Source organism: Roseomonas haemaphysalidis, from assembly GCF_017355405.1.
In the GTDB taxonomy this organism is placed as follows: Bacteria; Pseudomonadota; Alphaproteobacteria; order Acetobacterales; family Acetobacteraceae; genus Pseudoroseomonas; species Pseudoroseomonas haemaphysalidis.
Genome location: NZ_CP061177.1, coordinates 1 through 16,608 on the forward strand (window position 1 = coordinate 1; position 16,608 = coordinate 16,608).

Annotated in this window: 17 protein-coding genes; 12 read left to right on the plus strand and 5 right to left on the minus strand. The window is 70.9% G+C overall.

Going from position 1 to position 16,608, the window contains the following annotated elements; all coding sequences use genetic code 11:
• Positions 1 to 177 precede the first annotated feature (177 nt).
• The 10 genes from dnaA to IAI59_RS00050 all read left to right on the plus strand — a co-directional run bounded on the left by dnaA (position 178) and on the right by IAI59_RS00050 (position 9,949).
• Positions 178 to 1,686 carry a chromosomal replication initiator protein DnaA gene (gene dnaA / locus IAI59_RS00005; protein WP_207417504.1) on the plus strand — a complete coding sequence of 503 codons (1,509 nt, stop codon included), beginning with the start codon at positions 178 to 180 and terminating at the stop codon, positions 1,684 to 1,686.
• 341 nt (positions 1,687 to 2,027) lie between these two features.
• A complete protein-coding gene (locus IAI59_RS00010) occupies positions 2,028 to 2,513 on the plus strand; it encodes a CHAP domain-containing protein (protein WP_207417505.1) in 486 nt (161 codons plus the stop codon).
• An 88-nt stretch (positions 2,514 to 2,601) separates the two neighbouring features.
• A complete protein-coding gene (locus tag IAI59_RS00015; protein ID WP_207417507.1) occupies positions 2,602 to 3,567 on the plus strand; it encodes a Bug family tripartite tricarboxylate transporter substrate binding protein in 966 nt (321 codons plus the stop codon).
• Between the two features lie 209 nt (positions 3,568 to 3,776).
• The gene (locus IAI59_RS00020) at positions 3,777 to 4,037 is read left to right on the plus strand and encodes a twin-arginine translocase TatA/TatE family subunit (RefSeq protein WP_207417508.1); all 261 of its coding nucleotides are present in this window, start codon (positions 3,777 to 3,779) and stop codon (positions 4,035 to 4,037) included.
• Between the two features lie 126 nt (positions 4,038 to 4,163).
• The gene (locus IAI59_RS00025) at positions 4,164 to 4,778 is read left to right on the plus strand and encodes a methylthioribulose 1-phosphate dehydratase (RefSeq protein WP_207417510.1); all 615 of its coding nucleotides are present in this window, start codon (positions 4,164 to 4,166) and stop codon (positions 4,776 to 4,778) included.
• A gap of 18 nt (positions 4,779 to 4,796) precedes the next feature.
• A complete protein-coding gene (locus tag IAI59_RS00030) occupies positions 4,797 to 5,336 on the plus strand; it encodes a 1,2-dihydroxy-3-keto-5-methylthiopentene dioxygenase (protein ID WP_207417512.1) in 540 nt (179 codons plus the stop codon).
• Positions 5,336 to 6,046 (plus strand): acireductone synthase, encoded by a 711-nt coding sequence (gene mtnC, locus IAI59_RS00035; protein WP_207417514.1) that lies wholly within the window; start codon positions 5,336 to 5,338, stop codon positions 6,044 to 6,046. The genes IAI59_RS00030 and mtnC overlap by 1 nt, the downstream gene beginning before the upstream one ends.
• A gap of 215 nt (positions 6,047 to 6,261) precedes the next feature.
• A complete protein-coding gene (gene corA, locus IAI59_RS00040) occupies positions 6,262 to 7,251 on the plus strand; it encodes a magnesium/cobalt transporter CorA (protein ID WP_207417517.1) in 990 nt (329 codons plus the stop codon).
• 38 nt (positions 7,252 to 7,289) lie between these two features.
• On the plus strand, positions 7,290 to 8,015 hold the full coding sequence (locus IAI59_RS00045) for a YciC family protein (RefSeq protein WP_207417519.1): 726 nt from the start codon (positions 7,290 to 7,292) through the stop codon (positions 8,013 to 8,015).
• A 71-nt stretch (positions 8,016 to 8,086) separates the two neighbouring features.
• Positions 8,087 to 9,949 carry an ABC transporter ATP-binding protein gene (locus tag IAI59_RS00050; RefSeq protein ID WP_207417521.1) on the plus strand — a complete coding sequence of 621 codons (1,863 nt, stop codon included), beginning with the start codon at positions 8,087 to 8,089 and terminating at the stop codon, positions 9,947 to 9,949.
• A 182-nt stretch (positions 9,950 to 10,131) separates the two neighbouring features.
• On the opposite strand, the gene IAI59_RS00055 is transcribed toward IAI59_RS00050, so the two are convergent.
• A complete protein-coding gene (locus IAI59_RS00055) occupies positions 10,132 to 10,473 on the minus strand; it encodes a hypothetical protein (RefSeq protein WP_207417524.1) in 342 nt (113 codons plus the stop codon).
• 123 nt (positions 10,474 to 10,596) lie between these two features.
• Here IAI59_RS00055 and IAI59_RS00060 point away from each other — a divergent pair, with 123 nt between their 5' ends.
• Together IAI59_RS00060 and IAI59_RS00065 are read left to right on the plus strand one after the other, a co-directional pair.
• Entirely contained in the window at positions 10,597 to 11,568 is a 972-nt protein-coding gene (locus tag IAI59_RS00060; RefSeq protein ID WP_207417526.1) for an acetamidase/formamidase family protein, read from the plus strand.
• Between the two features lie 134 nt (positions 11,569 to 11,702).
• Positions 11,703 to 12,302 (plus strand): GcrA family cell cycle regulator, encoded by a 600-nt coding sequence (locus IAI59_RS00065; protein WP_207417528.1) that lies wholly within the window; start codon positions 11,703 to 11,705, stop codon positions 12,300 to 12,302.
• 172 nt (positions 12,303 to 12,474) lie between these two features.
• Here IAI59_RS00065 and phnE (IAI59_RS00070) read toward each other — a convergent pair whose 3' ends face one another.
• From phnE (IAI59_RS00070) to phnD (IAI59_RS00085), 4 genes are all read right to left on the minus strand, one after another.
• Positions 12,475 to 13,320 (minus strand): phosphonate ABC transporter, permease protein PhnE, encoded by an 846-nt coding sequence (phnE, locus tag IAI59_RS00070; protein ID WP_207417529.1) that lies wholly within the window; start codon positions 13,318 to 13,320, stop codon positions 12,475 to 12,477.
• Positions 13,320 to 14,213: a phosphonate ABC transporter, permease protein PhnE gene (gene phnE, locus IAI59_RS00075; RefSeq protein WP_207417530.1), complete on the minus strand. Its 894-nt coding sequence runs from the start codon at positions 14,211 to 14,213 to the stop codon at positions 13,320 to 13,322. Before phnE (IAI59_RS00075) ends, phnE (IAI59_RS00070) begins: the two co-directional genes overlap by 1 nt.
• 17 nt (positions 14,214 to 14,230) lie before the next feature.
• On the minus strand, positions 14,231 to 15,229 hold the full coding sequence (gene phnD, locus IAI59_RS00080) for a phosphate/phosphite/phosphonate ABC transporter substrate-binding protein (protein ID WP_207417531.1): 999 nt from the start codon (positions 15,227 to 15,229) through the stop codon (positions 14,231 to 14,233).
• 383 nt (positions 15,230 to 15,612) lie between these two features.
• Positions 15,613 to 16,593, minus strand: coding sequence for a phosphate/phosphite/phosphonate ABC transporter substrate-binding protein (gene phnD, locus IAI59_RS00085; RefSeq protein ID WP_207417532.1), 981 nt, complete (start codon positions 16,591 to 16,593; stop codon positions 15,613 to 15,615).
• Between the last annotated feature and the right edge of the window lie 15 nt (positions 16,594 to 16,608).

The window sequence follows — 16,608 nt, forward strand, 5'->3', positions numbered from 1 at the left end:
GAAGAATCGCGGATCGCGGAACTGTGCCCGGACGACGGATCACGCTCGGTGATTCGCATTTCATGTCGTGCCACCCGGTTTGTGCCCTTCACGGGGTCGGGCCGTGGAGGCCCCGTGCAATCTGCCCGGCGTGCCGGGCGGTGCCGGTTACGTGTCAAAGGATGGCAGGTGCTTCGCATGGAGAATGAGCTGGGCATGCCGTCCCACCCCGCGCAGCACGGCCTGGAAGCCCTGTCCGACCCGGCGGCCGAGGCCTGGGCCCGCATCCGCGCCCGGCTGCGCGAGGATGTCGGCGAGGTCGAGTACCGCTCCTGGTTGCGCCAGATGACCCTGTCCGCCATCGAGGGCGAGGAGGTCGTCATCCTCCTGCCCACGCGCTTTCTGCGCGACTGGGTGCGCACCCATTACGGCGACCGCCTGCGCACCCTGTGGCAGGCCGAGCACCCCGGCATCCGCCGCGTGGACGTGCGCGTGGCCGCCGAGCCGCGCCCCGACGCGCTGCCCGATGCCCCCGCCGCGCGCGCCGGCGGCCTGGCCGAGTCGTTGTCCGCCCCGCCCCTGGCCCCCGCCGCCCTGACCCCTGCCACCCTGGCCCCGCCACCCGCCGCCCTGCGCGCCGAGCCCGCCAAGGCCGCGGATGCCCGCAGCAACGACTGGTCGGCCAAGCTGGACGCCCGCTTCACCTTCGACAGCTTCGTGGTGGGCAAGCCCAACGAGTTCGCCCATGCCTGCGCCCGGCGCGTGGCCGAGAAGCCGGCCTCGCCCGGCTTCAACCCGCTGTTCCTGTATGGCGGCGTGGGCCTGGGCAAGACGCACCTGATGCACGCCATCGCCTGGGCCATCCAGAACGGCGAGGGCGGCGTGGAGCGGCACGTCACCTACATGTCGGCCGAGACCTTCATGTACCGCTTCATCAACGCGCTGCGGAACCAGTCCACCATGCAGTTCAAGGAGAGCCTGCGCTCCGTGGACGTGCTGATGATCGACGACCTGCAGTTCCTGATCGGCAAGGACAACACGCAGGAAGAATTCTTCCACACCTTCAATGCGCTGGTGGATGCCGGCAAGCAGATCGTGGTGTCCGCCGACAAGTCGCCCTCCGACCTGTCGGGGCTGGAGGACCGCCTGCGCACGCGCCTCGGCTGCGGCATGGTGGCCGACATCCACGCCACCACCTACGAATTGCGCATTTCTATTCTTCAGGCCAAGGCGCAAACGGCGGAGGTCGAGGTTCCGTCCAGGGTTCTGGAATTCCTCGCCCACAAGATTACGTCGAACATCCGCGAGCTGGAAGGCGCGCTGAACCGGCTGATCGCCCACGCCAACCTGTTTGGCCGCCCCGTGACGCTGGAGTCGGCGCAGGAGGTGCTACACGACATCCTGCGCGCCCACGACCGCCGCGTGACGATCGAGGAGATCCAGCGCAAGGTCGCCGAGCACTACAACATCCGCCTGACCGACATGAGCTCCGCCCGCCGCGCCCGCAACGTGGCGCGGCCGCGGCAGGTGGCCATGTACCTGGCCAAGCAGCTCACCTCCCGCTCCCTGCCCGAGATCGGCCGCCGCTTCGGCAACCGCGACCACACCACCGTGATGCACGCCGTGTCCCGCGTGGCGGAGCTGATGCAGGCGGACGTGTCCTTCGCGGAAGACGTCGAGCTGCTGCGGCGGATGCTGGAAACCTGACAGGCTAGGCCAGGGGGCGCCGCCCCCTGGACCCCCGCCGGGGTGGCTGAGCCACCCCGGACCCCGGCACCAGCCGCGATTGGAACGGCCGCCGCCCGAGCCTGACGGATCATCCCGCGTGGCTTGCCTCAAAGATCCTGCGCTCCCGCCCCGTCTGGCACTCGTTCCCCGGACCGCCCCGGACGCTTTCTGATGCCGGGGTCCGGGGTGGCTCAGCCACCCCCCCCGGCGGGTGTGTCCGGAAAGGGCGGAGCCCTCTTTGGCCCCCCTCCCCCCATGCTATAACGCCACAGTCCAGGCCCACCCCCGGGGGCCCGCCACGTCCAGCATCGGGCCGATCCATGCCGCCGTTCCGGGGTTTCCTTGCCATCCTCGCCCTCTTGTTGCTGGCCGCCTGCGGTGGCGGCGGGCGCGGCGTCAGCAGCGGCTTCATGTGGTGCGTGCCCTATGCGCGGGCGGAATCCGGCATCCAGCTCAGCGGCGACGCCTGGCAGTGGTGGGACGCCGCCGCCGGGCGCTACGAGCGCGGGCCAACGCCGCGCGATGGCGCCGTGCTGGTGTTGCGGCGTACGTCCCGGTTGAATGACGGGCACCTGTCCGTGGTCAGCCGCGTGGTGTCGGCGCGGGAAATCCGGGTGGACCACGCCAACTGGGCCAATGGCAGCGCCAAGGGGCGGGTGACGCTGGACCAGCCGGTGGTGGATGTGTCGCCGCGCAACGACTGGTCGCTGGTGCGGGTGTGGTATCCGCCGGCGAACGGGCTGGGCAACACCAGCTATCCGGCGGCGGGCTTCATCTACAACCGCCGCGCCCTGGCCGCCAACTAGCGGCGCTGGACGGGGCGGCGCGCTCATGCTCAATCGCCGGCAAAGCCAGCGCAACGAGCGTCGCAGGACGCCGCCACGGAGTTCCCCCATGCTGTCACGCCGCACCCTCCTGGCGCTCGGCGCCACCCTGCCGGCCGTGCCCGCCCTCGCGCAGCCGCATTGGCCGGACCGGCCGGTGCGGCTGGTGGTGCCGTTCCCGGCCGGCTCCACGCCCGACATCATTTCCCGCGTGGTGGCGCAGCACCTGGCCGGCGTGCTGGGGCAGCCGGTGGTGGCGGACAACCGCGTGGGCGCCGGCGGCAACCTCGGCACGGACATGGTGGCCAAGGCGACGGACGGCCACACCTTCGGCGTGTCCATCAACGGCCCGCTGACCACGGCCCCCGCGCTGTACCCCAACCTGCCCTACCAGCCGGAACGCGACCTCGTGCCCATCTCGCTGCTGGCCCGCGCCGGGCAGGTGCTGGTGGTGCACCCTTCCCTGCCCTGCCGCACGCTGGAGGAATTCGTGGCCTATGGCCGCGCCAACCCCACGGCGCTGACCTACGGCTCCGTCGGCGCCGGCTCCGGCGGCCACCTGGCGATGGAGGAGATCAAGGCGCGTGGCGGCTTCCAGGCCGAGCACGTGCCGTATCGCGGCTTTCCGCAGGCGGTGCTGGACCTGGTGGCCGGGCGCATCAACGCCATGGTGCTGACGGTGGCCGGCATCCTGCCGCAGCTGCGCGAGAACCAGGCCCGCGCCCTGGCCGTCACCTCCGACGCCCGGCTGCCGCAGTTGGCCGAGATCCCGACGCTGGCGGAATCCGGCATGGCGAATGCCACCTCCTATGGCTGGAACGGCTTTGTCGGCCCCGCCGCCACGCCGCCCGAGCGCGTGGCGCTGCTGGCGCGCGAGGCCCGGGCGGCGCTGCTGGCCCCGCAGGCGCGGCAAACCCTGACCACCCTGGGCTTCGAGGTGGTGGCCAGCTCGCCCGAGGAATTCGCCGCCTTCATGCGGCAGGAAACCAGCCGCTGGGGGGCGCTGATCCGGACGCTGGGCATCACGGCGGAATGACCCGGCGGCCCCGCCGCGCCGCCATCGGGTTTCCCCCGGACAAAAAAGAACCTTCCGCGAAGGTTGTTTCCGCCCCCCCGTCTCGCCATGTGCCTGTTTGCACGGGGGCCACCGGGACAGTAGTGTGGACCACGTAGAACGAATGCGCGGGCGGGACGCCGGGGGACAAGCCCCCCACCCCGCCTTGCCCAACAGGATCGAGGCTTGGCATGGGTTCCTTCAGCATCTGGCACTGGATGATCGTGCTGGTCGTCGTTCTTCTGCTGTTCGGCAGCGGCAAGATCAGCGGCCTGATGGGTGACTTCGCGAAGGGCATCAAGTCCTTCAAGAAGAACATGGCCGACGACGACACCGCGGACGCCTCGATGGCCGACCCGGTCGTGCCGCCGGCCGGCAACCTGCAGGGCCCCGCCACGGTGCAGCCGACCCAGGCCGCGCCGCAGCACACCACCAACCGCCCCGCCGCCTGATCCAGGTGGCGCCGGCCGCCCTCGGGCGGCCGTGCCGGCCAGCGATGGCCCTTCCGCCCACCGCCCCCTCGCCGGGGCGCGTGGGCGTTTGCTTGTGTTCCGCCCCTGGCCGCGGGAGCTTCGCGCATGACCACCCCCATCCCCGAACCCGCATCCGCCGCCATCGTCGCCGCCGGGCGGCGCCTGGACGAGCGTGGCTGGGTGCCCGCCACCGCCGGCAACCTGTCCGTGCGGCTGGATGGCGGCCGCGTCGCCATCACCCGCTCCGGCTTCCACAAGGCCCGGCTGGACGCGGCCGCGCTGATGGTGGTGGACGCGGACGGGCGGCCGGAGCGGCCGGAGCTGAAGCCCTCGGCCGAGACGCTGCTGCATTGCGGCATCTACCGCCGCTTTCCCGGGGCGGGGGCGGTGCTGCACGGGCATTCGGTCGCCAACACCGTGCTGTCCCGCGCCGCCGGGCAGCGCATCATCCTGGCGGGCTACGAGCTGCTGAAGGCCTTTCCCGGCCTCGCCACCCATGACGGCTCCGTGGAGGTGCCGGTGTTCGACAACGACCAGGACATCGCCCGGCTGCAGGGCGTGGTGGAAGCCCGCTGGGGCAACATGGATGTCATACCGCCCGGCTATGTGCTGCGCGGCCACGGCGCCTATGTATGGGGCCCCGACATGGACACGGCGCTGAACCGCATGGAAGCGCTGGAGTTCATGCTCGATTGTCATCTGCAGGAAAGCCAGGCCTGACGGCCTGAGGAGGATCCGATGAGCCTTCTGACCGTTCGCGACGCCGCCACCGGCGAGGAACTGCTGCGCGCCACCGAGGAGGCGGATATCGCCGCCGCCCTGGCACCCATCAACGTGCGCTTCGAGCGCTGGCCGGTGGCCGGACTGCCCGAGGGCGCGGAGGCCGAGGCGGTGCTGGCCGCCTACCGCCCGCAGCTTGACGCCTTCATGGGCGACACCGGCGCCGGCACCGCCGACGTCATCAAGCTGGACGGCACGCACCCGCAAAAGGACGCGCTGCGCGCCAAGTTCCTGTCCGAGCACATCCACACGGAAGACGAGGTCCGCTTCTTTCACGAAGGCAGCGGCAACTTCATCATGCATGTGGACGGCAGGGTGTATGACGCCCATTGCACGCAGGGCGACCTGATCTCCGTGCCCGCCAACACCCAGCACTGGTTCGACGCGGGCGTGGAGCCGCGCGTCACGGCGCTGCGCATCTTCACCGAGACCACCGGCTGGACGCCGCATTACAGCGGCTCCGACATCAGCGAGCGCTTTCCGGCGGTGGTGGGCTGATGGCGCCGGTCAGCGCCGTCCTGACCGATATCGAAGGCACCACCAGCGCCATCGCCTTCGTGAAGGACACGCTGTTCCCCTTCGCGCGCCGGGCGCTGGAGGGCTTTCTGGCCGACCACGGCGACACGCCCGAGGTGGCGGCCATCCTGGCCGACGCCCGCCGCCTCGCCGAGCCGGGCGAGGACGCCCCCGCCGCGCTGCGCCGCTGGATGGACGAGGACGCCAAGGTCACGCCGCTCAAGGCCCTGCAGGGGCTGATCTGGCGACAGGGCTACCTGGACGGCCGGCTGCGCGGCCACCTGTGGCCGGACGTGGCGCCCAGCCTGCGCGCCTGGTCGCGCGCCGGCATCGGGCTGCACGTGTATTCCTCCGGCTCCGTGGACGCGCAGAAGCTCCTGTTCGGCCATTCCGAGGCGGGCGACCTGTCGCCGCTGTTCGGCGGCTTCTTTGACACCCGCGTCGGCGGCAAGCGCGAGGCCGCCAGCTACAGCGCCATCGCGCGCGGCCTGCACCTGTCGCCGTCCGAGATCCTGTTCCTGTCCGACGTGGCGGAGGAGCTGGACGCCGCCGCGACCGCCGGCCTCGCCACCTGCCAGCTGGTGCGCGGGGCGGATGGCACCCGGCCCTGCGACCGCCACCGGCAGGCGGCGGACTTTCCCGGCGTCGCCACGCTGTTCGGCCTGCCGCAGCCGAGGCCGGCGGCCGCGTGAAGCCGGGCCGGGGGAACGGATTTCCCCCGGAACCCTGGCTTTTTCCGACCCGCTTTCAGCGCGGGCGGCGACGGGTCCCGCCGGCCACGCGGCTTTCACAACAGAAGCAAAAGAAGGGCCTCGGGGAATTCTTTCCCCGGCCTTCGGCTTCCGCCCCCCAAGGCCCGGCGTTACAACACCGCCCTCCGCGAACCTCCTGCCGGAACCCGCCACCCATGATGACCACCTACACCGTGGCCGATGGCCGGCTGGACCTCGGCGACGGCATCCAGCCCGCCTCCATCCTGCGTGCCGCCACCTGGATCGACCTGCTGAACGCCTCGCGCGAGGAGGTGCAGGCCGTGGAGCAGGCCCTGGCGCTGGAGCTGCCGACCCGCGAGGAGATGCAGGAGATCGAAAGCTCGTCCCGCCTGTACCGCGAGGGTGAGGCGCTGTTCCTCACCGCCAACTTCCTGTACGGCGCCGACCAGGGCGAATACGGCTCCACCCCCATCACCTTCGTGCTGGCCGGCCACACGCTGCTGACCGTGCGCCACGCGACGCCCAAGGCCTTCGCCGCCTTCGGCAACCGCGCGCGCCGCACGCCGTCCCTGCTCAGCTCGGCCGATGCCGTGATGCTGCACCTGTTCGAGCAGGTGGTGGACCGCCTGGCCGACATCCTGGAGCGCATCGGCGCCGACATGGACCGCGCCAGCCAGTCCGCCTTCCGCACCGCGCGCGGCACCACCCACAAAAAGGCCAATGCCCGCGACGCCGACCTGAAGTCCGTGCTGATCGCGCTGGGCGAGGTGGGCGAGGTCACGTCCCGCGCGCGGGAGACGCTGCTGGGCCTGACCCGCATCCTGACCTTCATCAATGCCGAGAAGGGCCAGGCGCTGCGCAAGGAGAACAAGGCCACCATCAAGGTGCTGGAACGCGACGTCCGCTCCCTGGTGGAGCACGCCTCGTTCCTGTCCAACAAGGCCAACTTCCTGCTGGACGCGGTGCTGGGCATCATCAACATCGACCAGAACGGCATCATCAAGACCTTCACCGTCGCCAGCGTGGCGCTGATGCCGCCGACGCTGGTGGCCAGCATCTACGGCATGAACTTCTCCTCCATGCCGGAGCTGAGCTGGCGGTTCGGCTACCCCGCCGCGCTGCTGCTGATGATCTGCAGCGCCGTGCTGCCGATCCTGTACTTCAAGCGCAAGGGCTGGCTGTGACGCCCGCCCCCTTCAGGCCACCGTTCCAGGATCGCCGCATGCCCGCTGAAACGCTGTCCCCCGCCCGCGTCGTCCGGCTGGCCGCGGAGATGGTCCGCCGCGACGCCGAGGTGTTCCTTCTGCTGGGGCTGCTGCTGGCCGGGCTGCCGAGCTGGATGGCCGGGCTGGTGGCCCCGGTGCCCGCCGACCCCGATGCGATGCTGACCGATGGCGAGCTGCTGCGCGTCATGCTGGCCAACCTGGTGGTGGTGGTGCTCAGCGGCGTGCTGCAAGTGATCCTGGTCCACCGGGCCTGGACCCAGGCGGAAGGCCAGCCGCTGCCGCTGCGCGCCGGCATCGACCGCGCCCTGCGCCTGTTGCCCGCGCTGGTGGGGCTGATGCTGCTGGAAGGGCTGGCGGTGGGGCTGGGGCTGGTGTTCCTGGTGGTGCCGGGCATCATCCTGCTGTGCTGCTGGGCGGTGTCGCTGCCCGTGCTGGCGCTGCAGCCCCCCGCCGGCCCGGTGGAGGCGCTGCGCCGCAGCACGGAGATGACGCGCGGCCACCGCTGGGCGGTGCTGACGCTGGGCGTGATATTCGTGGGCCTCAACGCGGCGGTGCTGATCGTGGCGTGGTTCGCCGCCGCGCTGCTGCTGATGGCCGGCCCGCTGTCGGTCTTCGCGGGGCTGGCGGGGGTGGTGGCCAACGCGGCCGTGTCGGTGGCCACCGCCGCCGGCATGGCGGCGCTGTACCGCGAGCTGCTGCGGATCGGCCCCGCCACCGCCTGAGCCCGATGCTATTCGCGTGAAGGTGGCTGGCGCGGCTTGACGCCGGGCCGCCAGGGGTTCCCCCTGGCCGCATGCCCTTGCCGTTCGAGACCCTCGTCGATCCCGTCGCCCCCGTCGGGCAGCCGGCCAGCCGCCGGCTGGGCGTTCCGGTGCCGGCGCAGCCGCCGCCCGCCAGCCTGCCCGGCTTCTACTGGTACTTCATCCGCCAGGCGCGGCTGCTGTTCCTGCTGCTCTTTGTCATCGGGCTGGTGGTGGCGCTGCTGGACGCGCTGATCCCGGTGTTCATCGGCCGCGTCGTCGGCCTGCTGCAGCAATACGCCCCCGGCACGCTGTTCACCGAGGCCGGCGGCGCGCTGGCCACCATGGCCTTCGTGCTGCTGGTGTGCCGCCCGCTGGCGATCCTGACGCAGAACGTGGTGGGCCAGCAGGCCATCAACGCCACCGTCACCAGCATGATCCGCTGGCAAAGCCACTACCATGTGGTGCGCCAGGGCTGGGCCTTCTTCCAGGAGGACTTCGCGGGGCGCATCGCCAACCGCGTCATGCAGGCAGGCCCTGCGCTGCGCGAAAGCGTGGTGCAGTCGGTCAACGCCGTCTGGTACATCCTGGTCTATGGCTCGGGCGCCGTGCTGTTCCTGGCCAGCGCCGACCTGTGGCTGGCCCTGCCCATCCTCGGCTGGTTCGCCGTCTACGGCCTGCTGCTGCGCTTCATCGTGCCCCGGCTGCGCGACCGGTCGCGCGCCGCGTCCGAGGCGCGCTCGCTGCTCACCGGCCGCATCGTCGACAGCTACACCAACATCCTCACCCTCAAGCTCTTTGCCCGCGCCGAGCAGGAAGACCAGTTCGTGCGGGAAGGCATCCTCGGCCTCACTGCCGCCTTTCAGCGCCAGATGCGGATGATCACGCTGAACGGCCTGCTGCTGTCCTGCCTGAACGCCATCATGCTCACCGGCATGGCGGCGCTGTCGCTCTCGCTGTGGAACCAGGGGCGCATCCCGCTGGCCACCGTCGCCGCGGCGCTGCCCATGGCCTGGCAGATCGCCAACATCTCCGGCTGGGTGGCCTTCAACGTCGCCGCCATCTTCGAGAACATCGGCGTGGTGCAGGAAGCCACCGGCTCCATCGCCGTGCCCCCCACCGCCCCGGACCCGGAGGGCGCGGCGGTGCTGGCCGTCCCGCGCGGAGAAATCCGCTTCGAGCATGTCCGCTTCGGCTACGGCTCCGCGCGCGGCGTGCTCAACGACTTCGACCTGCGCATCGCACCGGGCGAGCGCGTCGGCCTGGTCGGGCATTCCGGCGCCGGCAAGACCACGGCGGTCAACCTGCTGCTGCGCTTCTTCCACCCCGAGCAGGGGCGCATCCTGATCGATGGCCAGGATATCGCGGCCGTGACGCAGGAAAGCCTGCGCGCCGCCATCGGCATGGTGACGCAGGACACCGCCCTCTTGCACCGCTCCATCCGCGACAACATCCGCTACGGCCGCCAGGACGCCACCGCCGCGGAAATCGCGGACGCAGCGCGCGATGCCGAGGCCGAAAGCTTCATCCACGACCTGTCCGACTGGCGCGGCCGCACCGGCTACGACGCCCATGTGGGCGAGCGCGGCGTGAAGCTCTCCGGCGGCCAGCGCCAGCGCGTCGCCATCGCCCGCGTGCTGCTGAAGAACGCCCCCATCCTGGTGCTGGACGAAGCCACCTCCGCCCTCGACTCGGAAGTCGAAGCCGCCATCCAGCAATCGCTCGACCGGCTGATGGCGGGCAAGACCGTGATCGCCATCGCCCACCGGCTGTCGACCCTGGCCACCATGGACCGCGTTGTGGTGCTGGAACACGGGCGCATCGTGGAACAAGGGACCCACGCGGAACTGCTGGAACACGACGGGCCCTATGCGCGGCTTTGGGCGCGGCAGTCGGGCGGGTTTATCGGGGTTTAAGCAAGCAAGGCCGGGGAAAGAATTCCCCGGGCCCCTTCTTTTGTTTTTATCCGGAAGCAGGCCGTGCCTTCGGAACCCGCAGTCGCCGGAGGTCATAGACCTCCAGCGCACTCCGCCCGCCCCCCGTGCTGCAAACAGACAGAAAAAAGATGGGGGCCTGGGGGAATTCTTTCCCCCAGCCTTTACTTCCCGAACAGCGCGAGCAGCGGCACCAGTGCCGCGATCGCCACCGGGATCGACCAGTACTGCATCGGGATCCAGAACAGCTTGTGCCGCCGATAGAGCAGCACGCGCTCGTTGGTGCGCGGGTCCAGCAGTTCGCGCGGGGGTGCGCTGTTCAGGCGCCGGCCGATGAACCAATTGGCCGCCGCCGCCGCCATGCCGCCCGCGAAGAACGCCAGGAAGGCCAGGTCCGGCCGCCCGGCGGCGGTCAGCGCCGCCTGCAGCAGGCCGCCCACCACCACGGAGGTCACGAGCACGATGGGCACCACCAGGATGCCCCATCCCGACCAGATCAGAAACATGCCGCGGCAATCCTTGATGACCGGCGCAGTGTGGCCGGGCCGCCGCGGGCTGTCGATGCCCCGCCGGGTTGACCCGCGTGCCGCCACGCCCGAACCTTGCCGCCCCCGCTGAGGATCGCCCGCATGAGCCAGACCCACACGCTGCACGCCAGCCCAGAGACGGTGCGCTTCGGCGCCTTCGACGCCTCCTTCCCGCCGGTGCTGACGGTGCGGTCGGGCGACGTGGTGGAGATGCAGTGCGTGTCCGGCCCGGCGGAGATCATGCCCCCCGCCGGCTCCGGCATGGCGGTGCCGCCGGCGCTGGCCGCGATCCACGCCGCCGGCATCCCGCGCCTTGGCCCGCACCTGGTCACCGGCCCCGTGGCCATCAGCGGCGCCGAGCCGGGCGACGCGCTGGAAGTGGCGGTGGAAGCCATCGAGCTGGGCGCCGACTGGGGCTACAACCATTTCCGCCCGCTGGTCGGCACCTTGCCGGAAGACTTTCCGTATCGCCGGCTGCTGCACATCCCGGTGGACCGCGCCGCCAACACCTGCCGCCTGCCCTTCGGGCCGCGGGGGCATCTGGACCTGCCGCTGTCGCCGTTCTTCGGCGTGATGGGCGTGGCGCCGCCCATGGAATGGGGGCAGATCTCCACCAAGGAGCCGCGCGCGCATGGCGGCAACCTGGACAACAAGGAGCTGGTGGCCGGCACCACGCTGTTTCTGCCGGTGCACGCGCCGGGCGCGCTGTTCTCGGCCGGCGACGGCCACGGCGTGCAGGGCGACGGCGAGGTCTGCGTCACGGCGCTGGAGATGTGCCTGACCGGGCGCTTCCGCTTCACGCTGCACAAGGGCGGCGGCGCCAAGGCGCCGAAGCTGCGCTTTCCGCGTGCCGAAACGCCGACGCACTATATCTCCATGGGAATCCACGAGGATCTCGACCTCGCCATGAAGCAGGCGCTGCGCGAGATGATCGCCTTTATCGTCGAGCGCGCGGGCGTGTCCGCCGCGGATGCCTACCAGTTCTGCTCCATGGCCGTGGATTTCCGTGTGACGCAGACCGTGAACGGCGAGAAGGGCGTGCACGGCATGCTGCGCAAGGGCCTGATGTTCTGACCCGCCGCGCCGGGGTTATCCCCCGGCATGAGTGGTTTTCCACAGCTTTCAGCAATCGCGGGTTGCAGCGCATCTTGTGTTCGGCCCGCGGCTGCAACTACCGTATTTGGTAGAAGCGACAGCGGGAGCGGGCCATGGACTGGACACCGGAGGCGATCGAGGCCCTGCGGGGCTACTGGGCCGAGGGCCATTCCACGGCGGAGATCGGCCGCCGCATGGGCATCTCCAAGAACGCCGTGGTGGGCAAGGCCCACCGCCTGGTGCTGCCGCCCCGCCCCAGCCCGATCCGCCGCGAGCCCGCGTCCGGCACCGCGCCGGCCGCCGCCGCCGTGGCCCCGGTGGCGCAGCCCGCGCCGCAACCGGCATCGCCCGCCACCGCCACCCCGCCGGCCCCGCGCCCGCAGCCTGCCCCGGCGCCGCAGCCCGTGGCCGCGCAGCCGCCGCCCGCCCCGCGCCCGGCACCGGCCCCCGTGGCGCCCCGCCCGGCGCCGCCACCGGTGGCCGCCGCCCCCGCCCGCAAGCCCGCGCCGCCGCCGCCCGCGCGCGCCATGCCCGCCGTGGTGCGCCCGTTTCCGCGCAGCACCAGCCGGTCCTGCTGCTGGCCGATCGGCGAGCCGGGCACGCCGGGCTTTCGCTTCTGCACGGCGGAAGCCATGGGCACCAAGCCGTATTGCGCCGAGCACGCCGCCATCGCCTACGTGAAGGTGCGCGACCGGCGCGAGGACGCGGCCTGAACCTTTCAGGATTTTCCTGAAGGCTTCGGAACCGGGAAAGAAGGCATTCTTTCCCGCCCCCCCACGTTTCTGGTTTTTGCCTGGAAGCGTTCGCCCGCTGACAGTGGCCGCACGTCGAAAACAAACAGAAGAAAGATGAGGCCGGGGGGCGTTCATTCCCCCTGGCCTTCCCTCACCCCATCGGCGTTTCGCGAACCCCGATCAGCCGCCGCCGCACCCGCGCCGAGATGAAGTCGATCACGCCCACCGTCACCACCATCAGGATGATGATGAAGGCGACCTCATCCCAGTGGCGCACCTTGATGCGCTCGGCGATCTGCAGCCCGATGCCGCCGGCGCCGACCACGCCCAGGATGGCGGCGGAGCGCGTGTTGCTTTCAAAGAAATACAGTGCCTGCGCCAGCATGATCGGCAGCACCTGCGGCAGCACGCCGAAGCGCAGCGCCTGCAGCGTGTTGCCGCCGGCGGCGACCACGCCCTCGCTTTGCTTCTTCTCGGCGTTCTCGATGGCCTCGGCATACAACTTGGCCAGCACGGCGAGGTCGCTGGTGAAGATCGCCAGCACGCCGGCCAGCGGGCCGAGGCCCACCGCGCGCACATAGGCCAGCGCCCAGATCAGCTGGTCCACGCCGCGGATGCCATCGAAGAAGCGGCGCACGGAAAAGCGCAGCAGCGTCACGGTCACCACGTTGCGCGCGCCCAGAAAGCCCAGCGGCACCGCCACCACGGCCGCCATGACGGTGCCGAGAAAGGCCATCGCCACGCTTTCCGCCATGCCGCGCAGGATATCCATCCACAGCTCGCCGGGGCTCGGCGGCACCATCAGCTTCAGGATCACGAACAGGCCGGACAGGCCGTTCCACAGCCGCGCGGGGGTGATGTCGAACCACCACAGCAGCGTGGCCAGCCAGACCACGAAGGCCGCGCCACCCGCCCAGCGCAGCGCGCGGGTGGCGGGGGTGGCGCCGAAGGCGCGCGGCAGGCGCTGCTGCCACAGGGCGATGTCGGCGTCGGTCATCAATGGGCCTCCGCGCCGATGACGCGGTGGCGCAGCCGCTCCGACACCATGTCGATGACAAACACCGTCAGGATGATCAGCACGATGATGGCGCTGATCTCCTCGTAGTAGTTGGACGAGATCACCAGGTTCAGCTCCTGCCCGATGCCGCCGGCCCCCACGAAGCCGATGACGCTGGCGCCGCGCACGTTGATCTCGAAACGCAGCAGCGCGTAGCTGATGAGATTGGGCGCGACCTGCGGCAGGATGGCGTAGCGGCACGCCTGCACCCAGTTGGCGCCGGACGCGCGCAGCCCTTCCCAGGCGCGCAGCTCGGTGTTCTCGATCACCTCGGAAAACAGCTTCCCCAGCGCGCCCACGGTGTGAAAGAAGATCGCCAGGATGCCGGCCAGCGGGCCGATGCCGAAGGCCCACACGAAGATCAGCGCGTAGACGATCTCGGGCACTGTGCGCATCGCCTCCAGCCCGCGGCGCGTCAGCAGGTTCAGCCCGCGCGTGGGGGCGATGTTGCGCGCGGCGGGAAAGGCTAGCAGCAGCGCCACGACGGCGCCCCCCAGCGTCGCCAGCGCCGCCATCTGCGAGGTCTGCAACAGCAGCCAGGCCCAGTCGTCCAGCCGGTAGAACCAGAAGGCGATGCTGCCTTCCGTCCCCGGCCCGCTCAGCAGCGCGTCCCAGCGCAGCGCGGGCACCAGCTTGTGGAAATACTCGCCCACGCGCGGCAGCCCGGCCGCCAGCGTGGAAGGATAGAATTCGCTGACCCGGGCCGCGGCCCAAAGGCAGATGGCCAGCAGCGCCAGGCTGACCAGCGTGGCTAGCCGCCGTTGCCGGCGGGCGGCCCGGAAGGCGGCCTCGCCGCGCGCCAGCAGCGCGCTGTCGGCGGTGGTGGCGCTCATCGCAACACTCTCATGGGCTATTCACGGCGGCGTCGCGCCGCCGCCTCCTCGCGTCGCATCTCGATGAAGATCTCGAAGTCCTGTTGCCGGCCCTCGCGGTATCCGGTGCCCGGCCCGCGCGTGATCTGCTGGTAGATGTCGGCATGCGCCTTGGGCAGGCCGAGGTAGAACTGCTTCAGGTCCTCCTTGGCCGCCGCCGGCAGGTCCGCCCGCACCGTGATGGGCCCGGTGACGATCGGCTCGCTGGTCCAGACGATGCGGATGTCGCGCATGTCCAGCATGCCCTTCTGCACCATCGCGCGCAGGTTGCCGCGGGAAAAGCCTTCCGCCGGGTCGCCGAGCCCGGAGGCCCAGGTCATGCAGGCGTCGTACTGCTTCTGCAGCACCGCCACCACGCCCTGCTCGTGCCCGCCCGCGAAGCCGGTGCGGCTGAAATAGGTGGCGACATCCACCCCCTGCCGCCGCAGCGCCACGCGCGGCACCAGATAGCCGGACGAGGAATTGACGTCCGCCCAGGCGAGCGAGCGCCCCTTCATGCCCGCGAAGTCCATGATGCCGCTGTCGGCGCGCACCACCATCACGGCACGGTAGTCGATGGAGCCGTCGGCCTCCTCCGGGATCACCAGCGGCTCCACGCCACCATTGGTGTCCATCCAGGCCGCCGCATAAGCAGTGGAGCCGAGCGAGGCCACCTCCACCTGCCGCGCCCCGAAGGCCTGCACCGCGCCCGCGTAGTCGCTGGCCGGCATCACCCGCACCGGCACGCCAAAGGTCGCCTCCAGCAGGGCGCGATAGTTCTCGAACCGCACCAGCCGGTCCGCCTCGTTCTCGCCGCCCAGCAGCGCGATGCGGATCTGCGGCACCTCGGCCGCCCAGTCCCGGCGCCCCGCCTGCGGAAAGGCGACGTCGGCATCCGCCGTCCGCCGCACGCGCGGCGCCTGCGCGCGCGCAACGGCCGGGGCCAGCGCGGCAGCGGCGGCAAGGGACAGGAACGGACGGCGGGCGATCAGCGGCATGACACTCGGCACTTCCTCAGGCGCGCCCCATGCGCGCGAGGGATCAGGTTAGGCACGCCCCCGGGCCGCAACCAGCAGGGGCTGCGGGCGGCTGGGTTGCGCTGGTCGCGACAAGGGACAGGCCAGGGGGCGCCGCCCCCTGGACCCCCGCCGGGGTGGTTGAAGCACCCCGGACCCCGACAGCTGTTTTGTATCCTGCCCCGGGGGTCGGTGACCCCCGGGGACTGCCTGCTCGGCGCGGGTGGCCTTTATTCTTGAAAAAGTCAGCAAGCGCCGCTGTTCATCCTGAAAGCCCGAAACTGCTTCCAGAAGCCGAGGTCCGGGGTGGCTCGGCCACCCCGGCGGGGCTTCAGGGGCAGCGCCCCTGGCCCACCCCCCAGGCCTCAGGTCCGCCGGCGGCGCTCGGCGGCTTCCTCGCGGCGCAGCTGCACGATCGGCTCGAACTGCGCGTGGGTGACGCGGGCGTAGCCCAGCCCGCCGCCGCGCTCGATCGCCTCGTAGATCGCCGGGTGGGCGGAGGGCAGCGCCAGGTGGAAGTCGGTGAAGTCGGTCTTGAACGCCGCCGGCAGGTCGGTGCGCACCACCAGCGGGCCGTTCAGGATGGGGCGCGACGTCCAGATGATGCGCATGTCGTTCATGTTCAGCATGCCCTTCTCCACCATCGCGCGCAGGTTGCCGCGGGTGAAGCCCTGGGCCTCGTCGCCCTGGCCCGAGGCCCAGGTGACGGCGGCGTCGTACTGCTTCTGCTGCACCGCCACCACCGCCTGCTCGTGCCCGCCGGCGAAGCCGGTGCGGGAGAAGAAGCTGTTGATGTCGATGCCGTTGCCGCGCAGCTCGGAGCGCGGCACCAGGTAGCCGGAGGTGGAGTTGGGGTCGGCCCAGGCCAGGGAATGGCCCTTCATCTGGTCCAGGCTGGCGATGCCGCTGTCCTTGCGGGTGATCATCACCGAGACGTAGGAGATCGAGCCGTCCTTTTCGCGCGGCACCACCAGCGGCTCCACGCCGCCGTTGGTGTCGAGCCAGGTGCCGGCATAGCCCGAGGCGCCCATGGAGGAGGCCTCGATCTGCTTGGCCGCGAAGGCCTGCATCACGCCGGAATAATCGGCCGCCGGATACAGGCGGGTGGGCACCTGAAAGGTGTCCTCGATCAGCTTGCGGTAGGCGTCGAAGCGCCCCAGCCGGTCGCCCTCGTTCTCGCCGCCCAGCAGGCCGAGGCGGATCTGCGGCACCTGCTCGGCCCAGGCGCGCTTGCCGGCGGCGGGCATGGCGGTCGTGTTCTGGGGAGCGGCGCCCTGGGCGCGCAGGGCGGCGGGCAGCATCAGGGAGCCGGCCGCGAGCGCGGCCAGGGAACGGCGGGTGATCATGGGGTCTGTCTCCAG

Bases quoted from the DNA above. Each gene is read 5' to 3' on its own strand.
- dnaA (WP_207417504.1), top strand. From the start codon at position 178: ATGGAGAATGAGCTGGGCATGCCGTCCCACCCCGCGCAGCACGGCCTG.
- IAI59_RS00010 (WP_207417505.1), top strand. From the start codon at position 2,028: ATGCCGCCGTTCCGGGGTTTCCTTGCCATCCTCGCCCTCTTGTTGCTG.
- IAI59_RS00015 (WP_207417507.1), top strand. From the start codon at position 2,602: ATGCTGTCACGCCGCACCCTCCTGGCGCTCGGCGCCACCCTGCCGGCC.
- IAI59_RS00020 (WP_207417508.1), top strand. From the start codon at position 3,777: ATGGGTTCCTTCAGCATCTGGCACTGGATGATCGTGCTGGTCGTCGTT.
- IAI59_RS00025 (WP_207417510.1), top strand. From the start codon at position 4,164: ATGACCACCCCCATCCCCGAACCCGCATCCGCCGCCATCGTCGCCGCC.
- IAI59_RS00030 (WP_207417512.1), top strand. From the start codon at position 4,797: ATGAGCCTTCTGACCGTTCGCGACGCCGCCACCGGCGAGGAACTGCTG.
- mtnC (WP_207417514.1), top strand. From the start codon at position 5,336: ATGGCGCCGGTCAGCGCCGTCCTGACCGATATCGAAGGCACCACCAGC.
- corA (WP_207417517.1), top strand. From the start codon at position 6,262: ATGATGACCACCTACACCGTGGCCGATGGCCGGCTGGACCTCGGCGAC.
- IAI59_RS00045 (WP_207417519.1), top strand. From the start codon at position 7,290: ATGCCCGCTGAAACGCTGTCCCCCGCCCGCGTCGTCCGGCTGGCCGCG.
- IAI59_RS00050 (WP_207417521.1), top strand. From the start codon at position 8,087: ATGCCCTTGCCGTTCGAGACCCTCGTCGATCCCGTCGCCCCCGTCGGG.
- IAI59_RS00055 (WP_207417524.1), bottom strand. From the start codon at position 10,473: ATGTTTCTGATCTGGTCGGGATGGGGCATCCTGGTGGTGCCCATCGTG.
- IAI59_RS00060 (WP_207417526.1), top strand. From the start codon at position 10,597: ATGAGCCAGACCCACACGCTGCACGCCAGCCCAGAGACGGTGCGCTTC.
- IAI59_RS00065 (WP_207417528.1), top strand. From the start codon at position 11,703: ATGGACTGGACACCGGAGGCGATCGAGGCCCTGCGGGGCTACTGGGCC.
- phnE (WP_207417529.1), bottom strand. From the start codon at position 13,320: ATGACCGACGCCGACATCGCCCTGTGGCAGCAGCGCCTGCCGCGCGCC.
- phnE (WP_207417530.1), bottom strand. From the start codon at position 14,213: ATGAGCGCCACCACCGCCGACAGCGCGCTGCTGGCGCGCGGCGAGGCC.
- phnD (WP_207417531.1), bottom strand. From the start codon at position 15,229: ATGCCGCTGATCGCCCGCCGTCCGTTCCTGTCCCTTGCCGCCGCTGCC.
- phnD (WP_207417532.1), bottom strand. From the start codon at position 16,593: ATGATCACCCGCCGTTCCCTGGCCGCGCTCGCGGCCGGCTCCCTGATG.